We start from the raw sequence: 12,746 nt of genomic DNA, 5'->3' as shown, positions 1-12,746 counted from the left end.
GGATTTATATTACTGTTCATACGCCCGGCAAACAGTGGCTTTATCACAAAGAAAGCGAATAATTAATAAGAAAAAATGGGGACTGGAATGTGTCTGGAAAAGTTAATTTGAAAAAATATAAAAAAATTTAAAATATGTGTTGACAGATTGAAAATGATGCGCTATACTTAATTTCGTTGCTGAGGTACACAAACAACTGAAGCAAATAAATAATATGTGCGCGTAGCTCAGCTGGATAGAGCGTCTGGCTACGGACCAGAAGGTCGGGAGTTCGAATCTTCTCGCGCACGTATGAGAAACCCTTGTTTGACAATTAAGTCGGGCGAGGGTTTTTTACTGTGTTTCTATATTTGAAAGAGGAAGCGGTGTTTGCACAACGTATGAATTGGAATAAAGAGGTTACTGTTTGCATAACGTGTGAATAGTAACATAAAGAGAAGGTTCGTAGTGAGGTGCGGTGTGAATATGTTGACAGAATGTATCTGACTGTGCTAAGGTAACAAAGAGCAAATAAATATTAAGATTGTGTGAGGTGTCAGTCAGATATGATCTGGACTGGTGAAAAGGGAAACAGGTGAGAATCCTGTACGAACTCGTCACCGTATTTTGCGAGCAGAAGCAATATTTCCACTGGAATACCGGGAAGGAAGCAGAAGCGTTCGAGCAATAAGCCGGGAGACCTGCCTTTCGCAGTACAGGAACGATAAGTTCAGGCCACGAGGAATTGGCAGTACGAAATGGATAGAAAACTGTTAGTTTATTTAATTTTTAAAGATTTAACAGTTTGTTTTCGTTGTCTTCGTTTTCTGGCGGAGGCTTTTTTTATATAAAAAGTGAGCCGCAGGGATTGTACTGCTCGACAATCAGAACCAGGAGGTAGAAAGCATGAAAAAGAAACTAGTAGTATTATTACTGACAGCAGCGATGTGCGTATCAGCGCTCGGAGGATGTGGAAGTAAGACAGAAAGCTCTGACAGTAGCAGCAAAAAAACTACAGAAGAATCATCAAAAGATGATGATCAGAAAGCTGCAGATGAGGTCGCAAAGAAGATAGATGCAATCTATGTGCAGGAAAGAAATGATAAGACAGATGAACAGTGTAAAGAAGCAAAAGAGGCGTGGGACAAATTGACAGATGCACAGAAAGAACTGGTAGAAGGTGAAAATGCAGATCCGGATTACTTTGGAAGAGATACCGGAGATGCGTCAGCAGATGATCCGTTAAATGAAGATAATATCGGAGAGAAAGAGCTTCTGGTAGTAAGTTTTGGAACTTCTTTCAATGCAAGCCGTGCAGCTGATATCGGAGGAATAGAAAAAGCTCTTCAGGCAGCAAATCCGGACTGGTCAGTAAGAAGAGCATTTACAGCTCAGATCATTATCAACCATGTGCAGGCAAGAGATGATGAGAAGATTGATAATATGGATCAGGCACTGGAAAGAGCTGTAAAGAACGGTGTAAAAGAACTGGTCGTACAGCCGACACATTTGATGCATGGTGCCGAATATGATGAGTTAACAGAAGCAGTTAACAACTATAAAGACAAATTCGAATCTGTAAAGATTGCAGAGCCGCTTCTTGGAGAAGTAGGAGCTGATGCAACTGCTATTAATGCAGATAAAGCAGCCGTAGCAGAAGCAATCACAGCAGAAGCAGTTAAGACAGCAGAGTATGACAGTCTTGATGCAGCTGCGGAAGACAGCACAGCATTCGTATTCATGGGACATGGAACATCTCATACCGCAAAAATCAGCTACTCCCAGATGCAGGCACAGATGGAGCAGCTTGGATATAAGAATGTATTTATCGGAACTGTAGAAGGTGAGCCGGAAGAGACTTCCTGCGAATCGGTAATTGAAAAAGTAAAAGAAGCAGGATATAAGAACGTAATCCTCCGTCCGCTGATGGTTGTAGCAGGAGATCATGCGAACAATGATATGGCTGGAGATGACGATGATTCATGGAAGAGCCAGTTCGAAGCATCTAAGAACTTCGACAGCGTGAAGACTCAGATCGCCGGACTTGGTGAGATTGAAGCAATCCAGCAGTTATATGTAGCTCATACAAAAGCAGCTATGGATGCTCAGTAAAAAGGATAATTAAGGGAGATAGCAATGTTGAAAAAGAGATTAATGGCAGTTATTTTGTCAACAGTAATGACAGCAACGGTATTTACAGGATGTGCAGGTAAGAGCGAAAGCAGTAAATCAGACACCGCATCAGCAAAGACAGAACAGCAGAAAGCGGATGCAAAAGAAGAAAAGTCAGAAGATCAGGAACAGAAAAAAGCTCCGATCGAGGATGGAACTTATACTGCAGAGTTTAACACGGACAGTTCGATGTTTCATGTAAATGAAGCGAACGAAGGAAAAGGCACATTGACGGTAGAAGACGGGAAGATGACAATACACGTTAGTCTTGTATCAAAGCATATTGTGAATCTGTTCCCTGGTACAGCAAAGGAAGCTCAGAAAAAAGGCGCAGAGCTTTTAGAGCCAACTACAGATGAAGTTACATACAGTGATGGAACGACAGAAGAAGTCTATGGATTCGATGTTCCTGTTCCGGCATTAGATGAAGAATTTGATCTGGCGCTGATCGGAACCAAAGGAGTCTGGTACGATCACAAAGTAAGTGTAACCAATCCTGTAAAAGCTGAATAAACGAATTGTGTCATACGTCTTGTAGAAAACCTGTTTAAGACACGCTTTAAGATAAGTAAAATATGAATAAAAACTCTTATTTCTCATATAATGTAGAGATTACAAAAGATGGGAAGTAAGAGTTTTTTATTGTCGTCATGCGTTCGGAAGAAGTGATGATGTCGGAGTCTCTGGATGTAGACATCTTAATATAAAATAGTAAAAATGCATAAAAAAACAAATAAAAGCTAGACTTTTATGTGGAAATACACTAATATTATATTAACGACGAAAGCAGTTACAGTTCTTCCGGTAAGAAATTTCCGAATTGAAAATTTTAAGAGAACCGTAACATGGGGCGTGAATAAAACAGGAAGGAAACAAGTGAATGAAAGGAAATGTAATTGTAGGACAATCTGGGGGACCAACAGCAGCAATCAATGCAAGTCTTGCCGGTGTATACCGGACAGCAAAAGACCGTGGGGCAAAGAAAGTATATGGAATGCTTCATGGAATTCAGGGATTATTAAAGGAAAAATATATTGATCTTTCGGATCATATCAAGACAGAACTGGATGCAGAATTATTAAAACGGACACCGGCTGCATTCTTAGGATCATGCCGGTACAAACTTCCGGAAATCCATGAGAACAGGGAAGTATATGATAAGATATTTGAAATCCTGGACAAACTGGATATCGAGGCATTTATTTATATTGGTGGAAATGATTCCATGGATACAATCAAGAAATTATCCGATTATGCGATTGTATTCGGACATGCAATCCGTTTTATCGGATGCCCGAAGACCATTGATAATGATCTGGCACTGACCGATCACACACCGGGATATGGAAGCGCAGCAAAGTATATCGGTACATCCATGAAAGAGATCATCCGTGACAGTTTCTGTCTGGAGTACGAAAAAGGTGTGGTATCTATCGTAGAGATCATGGGACGTAATGCAGGATGGCTGACAGGAGCCGCAGCACTGTCAAAAGGGGAAGACTGTGAGGGACCTGACCTGATCTATCTGCCAGAGCTTCCGTTTGATCTGCAGTTATTTGGGGAAAAGATCAAACAGCTGCTGCAGGAGAAGACATCGATTGTAGTTGCGGTATCAGAAGGTATCAGAACGGCAGATGGGACCTATGTATGTGAACTGGGGAACAGCATTGACTTTGTAGATGCATTTGGACATAAGCAGTTGTCGGGAACGGCATCTTATCTGGCAAGTTATATTGCAGGTGAGATCGGCTGTAAGACACGTGCGATTGAATTAAGCACACTGCAAAGAGCAGCGTCTCATGCAGCATCCAGGGTAGATATCCTGGAAGCATATCAGGTAGGTGGAGCAGCAGTAAAAGCAGCAGATGAGGGCGATACAGGCAAGATGGTTGTATTAAAACGTCTCTCAGATGATCCATATCAGTGTGGAACAGAGGTTAAAGATGTGCACAAGATTGCCAATGATGAAAAACTTGTGCCAAGAAGCTGGGTGAATAAAGAAGGAACCTATGTAACAAGTGAATTTATCTCTTATGTACGTCCGCTGATCCAGGGAGATGTATCACCGGTTATGGTAGATGGAATCCCGAGACATCTGTATACACCGAAGGAATTAAGTCACAGATAAGAAATGATAGAAAAGTAAAAGATTCATCCGTAATGTTCCAAAATGCAGACGGCTGGAAAAGCTGCCTGACAAGAACTTACGGATGAATTTTTTTGACAAATTATGCAGGAAGGTCAGAGTGTGTCATATATCTTGCGGAAAGCATTTTTAGATACATATTAATACTGGCAGTTTTCACAAGATTTTGCGATTCTTAAAAAGTCTCTTGTTTTTTTGAAAAGTATCAAGTAATATAGGCTTACTTTATATATTCAAAATAGAATCTATTAACAAATCAATAAACATCCCGTAACAATGAAACTGATTTAACAAAATATAGCAAGGATTCTCGTTCCTCTACGATGGTAGATGGATTGCAGAAAAAGCAAACAGAGCGTTTGTGATACATATGGCAACAGGATATAGTCATTCGAAGATGAAGAAAGGATGGATTATATGGAAAATATAGAGGTGGTAGCATGACAGAAGTATCGAAGAAAACAAGTTATGATGTATTGCGGTTGATCGAACATGGAAAAAGCTGTTATATCAGTTCAGAAAATGTAGAGGGGAAAACACTTGTAAAATATTTAAAATATCACCCGGCGCTGGAAAAATCAGAATTATATGAGATATTAAGAGAGATTACCAGACAGCTGGAATTGATTCACCGTTGCAGGGGGAATCCCTGTTATCAGTATGTGAATCCCTATAGTATGATCCGGGCAGATGACGGAAGGATTTATTATCTGGATATGAAATCAGAAGATGGAAAGGAACATATCCGCTTTATGCAAAGAAGAGATATCAGGGAATATTTCCTTCCGTCAGATGAAAAATACTACCAGCATGCCAGTATGGAACTGGATATTTATGGGTTAGGGAGAACATTTCAGTATATTCTGGCTTCTACAGAACCAGAGCCGCATCTTAGCAGACGGGAAGAGATCCGTCTGAAGAAAATAATATCAAAAGCACTGGGAAACCAGTCTTCCAATTATTCAAGTATATCAGATATTCAAAAACAAATTCCAACATATAAAGAGAAAGAAAAAAGACAGAATTCATCACGGAAGAGAAAATCTCTGAAGAAATTGTGCATAATAGGCAGTCTCGTATTACTGGCGGGTGGATATCTTTTCTGGCAGACGCTGGAAAGGAGAAAAAGTGTACAAGTAAGTAAGGTATTGGTGGAAAAAACTGATCAGAAGACGGGAAAGAATGCCGGTAAAGGAATAGGAGGGGCAGGCAGGTCTACCGGAAACAATAATCCGGATCAGGCATATATAGAGCTTGCAATGGCATATTTCCTGGATGTGGGGGATGCAGATAAGAGCATGAAATATCTGAAAAAAATGAAAGATAGCAAAATAGCAGAAAATCTGGGGATACTGATTGCATCTTACAAAGAACATGAGATGACTGTAAGCGGAACAAGATACCAAAAAGGAATGCAGGAGTTAGAAAACTGGTTAGCAGATAACAAACCGGAGAAAAAAGAGCTGCAGGTGAAATATCTGAGATGTCTGATAAGAGGATATGGACTTATGAACGGGAAAAAAGGCGCAGATGAAGTCCTACGGTTGGTGAATAAAGAACAGGGCAATAATGGAATGGCTAATAAGCATCTTGATAAAGAAGCGGAGAAAGAATTAAGAAAGTACGAGGCAGCAGCATATGAGAAAAAAGGAGAAAGAGAAAAAGCGGCAGAAGTCTATACAGATCTGCTGCAATTGGAACCGGATTCAAAATTGCGTGAGCAGTTGTACAAAAAAATGGTGTTATTGTATGAAAAAAGTGGACGGAAAGATATGGCAGGAGAGATATGCAGACAGGGAATGAATGAACTGAAGGAATCGGAAGAACTGAAATTACTTCATATCAGAATACTGTGTGCAGATACATCCATCAGCAGAGAAGAATGTGCACAGGTGATAAAAGGATATTTGACAGAGTATCCGGGATTATCAGAGACAGAAGAATTTAAAAAACTACAGAAAGAATATGAGATTCGAAGAGAAGGTGAAGAAGTATGGGTAGGAAGATAAAAAGATATATCATCATTATGTTACTGGTAGTTATGACAGGAACAAGTCTGAAGATGGGCGCGCATCTGGGGGAAGCAACAGAAGTATTCGCAAAAAATACATCGGCAAAAAAGAATAATACAGGAAAGACGCAGAACAGACAACAGAAAACAGCAGATCAGGCACAGGCAGAAGGTAAAAAGAGGACTATAAAAGACATAGAAAATAAAAAAGCAAAGCAAAAGAATGTAGAAAAAAAGAATAAAAAAATAAGAATAATGGGACGGGAAGAAATCGATGAAAAAGAAGAAACAAATGCAGGTGATGCGATAGATAAGAAAGAGAATGGAAGTGGGGAAGAACCGGAAGATAAGAAAAAAGAAGGTGAAACAGAGAAAGAAAAAGATAATGAGAAAAAAGAAGATGAAACAGAGAAAGAAAAAGATGATGAGAAAAACGATAGAGAGGATATAGAAGAAACAGATAAAAATCAAGATCAAGAAGCAGATGAAGAAGAGAATGAAGAAGATGATAATGATTTTACCTTTGTTTCGAATGAAATTATCAAACAAGTAGAAGAAGTAGAACTATATCAGATATCGTATAATGAGCCGGATGGAAAAAACGGATATTATATAAAAAAACCACAGGTCAGTCTTAAGCATATAAGTCCGAATGGCATTACAAAATACCGGACAGTGAACGGAGTTGGAGATAAACAGGAAGGGATATTAGATAAAGCAGGAACAGAATGCAGTGTTTCGGACCGCTTTATGGAAGGAAAGAATATTCTGGAAGTGTGGATGGAAGATGCGAATGGACAGGTGATAGGAGAATCGGAAAGCAGACAGGAATTCGATATGGATATGCTGAATCCAAAAGTAAAGATAAGTGTTCCACAAGGATTCCGGGCATGGTATCCGGAGGATGTACCGTTATCGGTAGAGGCAGATGATGGTGCGAGAGGAAGCCAGATTGCAGAGATACAGTGCAAGATAGGGGATAAATTGGTTGGACGGACGGAAAATTCTACAGCACAGTTTCAGATTACAGAAGAGGCAAATAGCGGACAAGGAGTATTGGTTCATGTAATCGTAACAGACCATGCAGGAAACCGTACGGAGCTGGCGGACCGGGTTTGTCTTGATAAGAAGCTGCCGGTAACTACAATAGAAGGAATTCAGGACTATCTGATTACGAGTAAACCGGTGAATGTTATATACCGTGCAAAAGAAGAAAACCGTATGAAAGAATTACAGGCAGGAACCAGTCACGAAGATGAAAAAGGGAATACCACACAGCAGAATATCACAAAATGGGAAGAGAATGGAAAAGAAAAGTCAGGCAGCCAGACACTGTCAAAAAACGGAATCTATAAGCTTCAGGTTCTGGCAGAAGACATGGCCGGAAATCAAAGTAAGACGGAAAAGCAGGTGATCATAGACAAAGATAATCCGGTCATCATGCATGTAGAAGAACTGGATGGAAAATATATGAAGGAGTTCCAGTGGCAGTACGAGTCCGGAGAATGGATACAGGATTTTACCAGTTATACATATCTGATGCAGTTAGATGATGAACTGTATAAGCCGGGAGAAAAGATCGAAAAAGAAGGAACCCATACCTTGCGTGTAAGCGCAGAAGATGCAGCAGGAAATACAGGTGAGGCAAAAGCAAAGTTTGTCATAGACCATACACCACCGGTAATCCGGTTTGAAAATGTAGCAGAGGGTGAAACATACGAAAAAGAGCGGACAGTGAAGATACAGACAGAGAAAAAAGAAGATTATATAGAAGCAGTAAAGATTAATGGAAAGGAACAAAAATTAAAAAAGAAGAACACAGACAGTTATGAATGCAAACTGGATGAAGAAAAAGAATATGAAATTGAAGTACGGGCAAAAGATCTGGCACAAAATGAAACTGTTTCAAGAGTAAGCTTTCGGATCGGGGCGGAAAAATCCATACTGCAAAAAATCATAGACCCTGTAAAACGGACATTTTTCGGTGGAAAAGATGGAGATAAAGATGTCTCAAAAGGGGATATCAATGATGAAAAAGAGACAGAAGGTGGATATCTTTTATGGAAGATAACAGGTGCTTTGGTGATAGGAAGCACTGTTTGTATAATTGGATACCGGAAAAAGGAATACTTGAAAAATCTCATGAAAAAATTTAGAAAGTAGATTGGAATGTGCAGGAATTGTCATAAGAATCTGTCACAGGCAGTTCTTTGAGAATATATGCTGGTAAAAAAGAGGGCTGCCGAGGCAGCCCTGATAAAATTCATGATAAATGCTAATGCATCTTGCAAAAGCAGGTAGTGAAAAGGATGAAAAACATCCTCAAAAAAATCCTTTAGGAAGGGAGGATGCCGGGTAACCGCTTCCGCAATTCCCGGCATGTATTATGAAAAAGTTTATTCCAAATAGTATTTACATACTAGATAACGTCTTTTGTATTTATCTGATGGTTATAGTATAGGCAATACCTATGAAGAAAGAATGTTAAAGAAGTGAAGGAATTTTGAAAGATAAATGAACAAATTGTGAACAAGGGGGTTTACAAAGATTTTGTTGGAAAATAGCGCGAAATGGATTATACTAAAAAGAAGTCAAGTTTAAAGAAAGAGGAGAAAAAAGAATGAAATATATTTCTTTTGCCATTCCGTGCTATAATTCGCAGGATTATATGGCGCATGCGATAGAAAGCATTCTTCCAGGTGGAGAAGATGTAGAGATCATTATCGTAAATGACGGATCAAAAGACAGAACATCAGAGATTGCTCATGAATATATGGAAAAATATCCAACAATCATAAAAGTTGTGGATAAGGAAAACGGTGGACATGGAGATGCCGTAAACTCAGGACTTACACATGCAACAGGAAAGTATTTTAAAGTTGTAGATAGTGATGACTGGGTAGATGAAGAGGCACTTCATAAAATATTAGATGTTTTACGTCATATGGAAGAGGATGAAGTAGAACTGGACATGCTGATTGCTAACTATGTATATGAAAAGGTTGGAGCAACGCATAAAAAAGTCATTCACTACCGTAATGTACTGCCACAGGATGAGATTTTCCGCTGGGATGATATGGGACATTTCCATCTGGATCAGTATATCCTGATGCATTCTGTTATCTATCGTACGGATATGCTGAAGCTGATTCAGCTGCAACTGCCAAAGCATACATTTTATGTAGATAACATCTATGTATATTATCCATTGCCACATGTGCGTAAGATCTATTATATGGATGTGGATCTTTACCGTTACTTTATCGGAAGAGAAGATCAGTCGGTGAATGAAAAAGTCATGATTAAGAGACTGGATCAGCAGATCTTTGTTACGAAGACAATGATCGATATGTACCAGATCAAAGATATCGGAAGTAAGAAGTTAAGACAATATATGTTGAATTACCTTGCGATTATGATGACGGTATCTTCTATTCTGTGTATCCGTTCAAAAGATAAAGAGAATCTGGCGAAGAAGAAGGAACTCTGGCAGTATTTGAAGAAGAAAGATTTAAGAAGTTTCATGAGAATCCGTTATGGAATTCTCGGACAGACAATGAATATTCCTGGAAAATCCGGTCGTAAGATATCATCACTTGCATATACAGTTGCAAGACGTCTGATTGGATTTAATTAGTAGAAAATTCTTGTAAAGCAGAATAAATAAAAAGACACCCCTTGAAAGAAAAGGTTGGAGTGTATCTGAAATATCATTTCAGAAATCTATATGTCCGACTTTACGGTATATTTTGCTTTCATCCGGTTGACAAAAGAAAAATATCGTGGATATAATACAGAGAAGTAAGTTTAAACTAACTAAAGTATGTCTGAAAATATGTAAAATCGGAGGCAGATTATGGGGAGAAGAAAAGCATCAGAAGTAGACAACCAGAAAGAAAAAAGAGAGGATCTTCTGGAACATCTTTATCAGATCTACCGGCAGGGCGAAGAATTGACAGTGGCAGAATATGCCACAGAAAAAGGTTTTTCCATGCGGGAGACCAATGCGTTGGTAAGGGAATTGAAGTTGTCAGGATATGTGGAAGAAGAGAAAAAAACAGGAAGACTGATTCTGACAGAATTAGGAAAAATGGAAGGCATGGATTGCCTCGAACGACATGAAAAATTGACACAATTTTTCCAGATGGTCAGTGGAATGGAACAGGAAGAGGCCCAGGAGGATGCGTGCAGGATTGAACATGTGATCAGCCAGAAGGCACTGGAAGGGATAGATGGATTCTTAAAATACGGAGATGTATATGACCGCAGTTATAAGGGGATGGATATGTACAATGTATTTGGAGAAGGAACATTTGAAATCCTGCTTGGTATCTATCAGCCGGAACGAAGAAATCCAAGATTGCTGGCCGGGGAAGATGAAAAATTCCAAAGCAAGGGAATATTAAAAATTGAAAAAGGTATCAGCTGGTTTGTATTAAAGGCAAAAGAGGATATGGATCCAGGAGTTATCTGGTACCGCAGGAGCACGGGATGGGTTCAGGCAAAAAAAGAGGAAAATGCTTTTTATCTGCCAACAGATATATTTTCTTATATGAAAAATGTGAAAGTGCCAGTGACGGAAGCTGAGGCGCTTATTGCGATTACTCCGTTTGAACAGGAGCCGGTAACGATTGACTGCCGGGAAGTGAACATACATATATGGTAATAGAGAATAAAAGAAAGAACAACAGGAGAAGGAAGTTCACATGGAAAAGGGCGCACATCTTAAGAGAAAAAATCAACCGACGATGGCACAGATCCAGTATGTGCTGGAGCTTGATAAACTGGAGAAGAAAAAAGGAGCACAGGGAGAAGTGGCAAAGATCTGCGGGGTAAATGCATCGACCGTATACCGCTTTTATAAAACCTGTATGGAACAGGGATATCTGGGGGAAGATCTTACATTTACAAAAGCCGGGAGAGTCTGGATTGAACGTTATAAGAATCTGCTCACAAGATTAGAAAGATATTTAACAGATATTGGGGGAACAGAAGATTCGGTGAAGGAAACATTGGGAAATATGCTTGAAAATGTGGATCTCTATATGCTGGAACTGATGCTGAAGGATTACGAGCAGAAAAAGAGTGTTGTAATCAGCAGGAAGAAACAGTTAAACGAAGATGTAATATACAATATCAAACGTTATGGAAATTATCAGGTAAAATACGGAATCTACAGACTGAACCGCCGGCCGGATACGGCTTCATTATCCATGGCGATGCATGGATTTGAAGAAAGAGCAGAGATTGTATGGGAAGAAGATACACCATATCTGGTATTGAGAGTAAAAGCTTTAACGGCAAAATCAAGATTGGACGGTAAAGAAAGAATAGGATATCTGGACACACTTAGGTATGAGGATAACAGCAGATTGATTGTTGCAAGGTCTGAAGAAGGAAGAATCTATATTCCGATATCGGCCTGTGAAATACACTATTATCAGGGGGGGAGTATCGTGGCAAAAGTACCGGTCACGGTAACAAGCAGTGTGGGAAGACAGCATATGCCGGAGAGTACAGCACTATTGCTGTTCTGGTTATAGTAGTGTTGAAAAGAATTGTTGAGAAAAGTTATCAAAACAAAAAACGACTTAAAAAATAGAAATAACAAGAGTATATACAAAAACGGAAAAATCAGAAAAAACCTTGTAAATACAGGAAAATACGAGAATTTGACTTTTTAGATAACGCAATTTTTTGCATTTTAAGAAAAAGAAAATCCCGTGTTTTCCTGTTTTTTTATTGCATTAAATGCAAAAAGAAAAACGGGAAAATTCATTGACGGAGTTTGAAATGGTATGTTATATCATTGGTGTCAAAAAAAGTTGGAAGCAACTAACCGTAAAACAAAGGGATGATAAGATGAGTGATAAAGAACAGATACAACCAGAAACAACACAGACAGTAAACATACAGACAACTACAGAACAAAAAAACCGGAAAAAAAGAAAACTGATCGTAGCCGGAATCGGTCTGGCAGCAGTCATCGCAGCCGGGATTATATATAACCGTATGCAGCCAAAAGAAGTAACCAATTACGACACTGCATTTGAAGAAGAGCAGACAAAGCCGGAAAGTGAAGGTCAGAATGCCAGTACAGAAAAAGGAATTCAGATACCGGGATACAAGACAATTACTGTGGCATCCGGAAGTAAAGATGTAGATGTAGAACTTATGAACCCGGAGGAGAACGAAGTATATTTTGAAATATCGTTCTATCTGCCGGATACAGACGAGACCATTTACACATCAAAAAAGATAAAGCCGGGACAGCACATTTACCATATCACACTGAACAGGGAACTGATGGCAGGTGAATATCCACTGACAGTAAAATATGCAACATGCAGTGCGGATGAAAAGATGACGCCGAAAAACGGTGCGGAAGTGAACTGCACGTTAAAGGTGGTATAAAGCAAAGTATTACAGAACAGCAAA

At 39.3% G+C, this 12,746-nt stretch carries 9 protein-coding genes, 1 tRNA gene and 1 riboswitch; all 10 genes read left to right on the top strand.

Features of this window, described 5'->3' with window-relative positions:
* Positions 1-216: 216 nt before the first annotated feature.
* Positions 217-290 (top strand) — tRNA-Arg (locus tag ACWJAF_RS00400).
* A 223-nt stretch (positions 291-513) separates the two neighbouring features.
* Positions 514-702: riboswitch (cobalamin riboswitch) on the top strand.
* 183 nt (positions 703-885) lie between these two features.
* Positions 886-2,091 (top strand): sirohydrochlorin cobaltochelatase, encoded by a 1,206-nt coding sequence (locus ACWJAF_RS00395; protein WP_296031664.1) that lies wholly within the window; start codon positions 886-888, stop codon positions 2,089-2,091.
* A gap of 24 nt (positions 2,092-2,115) precedes the next feature.
* Positions 2,116-2,664: a hypothetical protein gene (locus tag ACWJAF_RS00390; RefSeq protein ID WP_448861433.1), complete on the top strand. Its 549-nt coding sequence runs from the start codon at positions 2,116-2,118 to the stop codon at positions 2,662-2,664.
* Positions 2,665-3,031: 367 nt separating this feature from the next.
* Positions 3,032-4,279 carry a 6-phosphofructokinase gene (locus tag ACWJAF_RS00385; protein WP_296031660.1) on the top strand — a complete coding sequence of 416 codons (1,248 nt, stop codon included), beginning with the start codon at positions 3,032-3,034 and terminating at the stop codon, positions 4,277-4,279.
* A gap of 458 nt (positions 4,280-4,737) precedes the next feature.
* A complete protein-coding gene (locus tag ACWJAF_RS00380) occupies positions 4,738-6,306 on the top strand; it encodes a bacterial transcriptional activator domain-containing protein (protein WP_296092842.1) in 1,569 nt (522 codons plus the stop codon).
* Positions 6,291-8,471 carry a hypothetical protein gene (locus tag ACWJAF_RS00375; protein ID WP_448861431.1) on the top strand — a complete coding sequence of 727 codons (2,181 nt, stop codon included), beginning with the start codon at positions 6,291-6,293 and terminating at the stop codon, positions 8,469-8,471. The genes ACWJAF_RS00380 and ACWJAF_RS00375 overlap by 16 nt, the downstream gene beginning before the upstream one ends.
* A gap of 457 nt (positions 8,472-8,928) precedes the next feature.
* Entirely contained in the window at positions 8,929-9,945 is a 1,017-nt protein-coding gene (locus ACWJAF_RS00370; protein ID WP_296031653.1) for a glycosyltransferase family 2 protein, read from the top strand.
* Between the two features lie 219 nt (positions 9,946-10,164).
* Positions 10,165-10,974 carry a metal-dependent transcriptional regulator gene (locus ACWJAF_RS00365; protein WP_296031651.1) on the top strand — a complete coding sequence of 270 codons (810 nt, stop codon included), beginning with the start codon at positions 10,165-10,167 and terminating at the stop codon, positions 10,972-10,974.
* 40 nt (positions 10,975-11,014) lie between these two features.
* The gene (locus ACWJAF_RS00360; protein ID WP_448861429.1) at positions 11,015-11,851 is read left to right on the top strand and encodes a hypothetical protein; all 837 of its coding nucleotides are present in this window, start codon (positions 11,015-11,017) and stop codon (positions 11,849-11,851) included.
* Positions 11,852-12,170: 319 nt separating this feature from the next.
* Complete coding sequence (locus ACWJAF_RS00355; RefSeq protein ID WP_448861427.1) at positions 12,171-12,722, top strand: hypothetical protein; 552 nt, start codon at positions 12,171-12,173, stop codon at positions 12,720-12,722.
* Positions 12,723-12,746 lie beyond the last annotated feature (24 nt).

The sequence above is a fragment of the Dorea sp. genome (assembly GCF_977044405.1).
This window is presented reverse-complemented; position numbering and strand designations above follow the sequence as displayed.

Coding starts and splice junctions, on each gene's coding strand:
- ACWJAF_RS00355 (WP_448861427.1), top strand. CDS start 12,171: ATGAGTGATAAAGAACAGATACAACCAGAAACAACACAGACAGTAAAC.
- ACWJAF_RS00360 (WP_448861429.1), top strand. CDS start 11,015: ATGGAAAAGGGCGCACATCTTAAGAGAAAAAATCAACCGACGATGGCA.
- ACWJAF_RS00385 (WP_296031660.1), top strand. CDS start 3,032: ATGAAAGGAAATGTAATTGTAGGACAATCTGGGGGACCAACAGCAGCA.
- ACWJAF_RS00380 (WP_296092842.1), top strand. CDS start 4,738: ATGACAGAAGTATCGAAGAAAACAAGTTATGATGTATTGCGGTTGATC.
- ACWJAF_RS00370 (WP_296031653.1), top strand. CDS start 8,929: ATGAAATATATTTCTTTTGCCATTCCGTGCTATAATTCGCAGGATTAT.
- ACWJAF_RS00395 (WP_296031664.1), top strand. CDS start 886: ATGAAAAAGAAACTAGTAGTATTATTACTGACAGCAGCGATGTGCGTA.
- ACWJAF_RS00390 (WP_448861433.1), top strand. CDS start 2,116: ATGTTGAAAAAGAGATTAATGGCAGTTATTTTGTCAACAGTAATGACA.
- ACWJAF_RS00365 (WP_296031651.1), top strand. CDS start 10,165: ATGGGGAGAAGAAAAGCATCAGAAGTAGACAACCAGAAAGAAAAAAGA.
- ACWJAF_RS00375 (WP_448861431.1), top strand. CDS start 6,291: ATGGGTAGGAAGATAAAAAGATATATCATCATTATGTTACTGGTAGTT.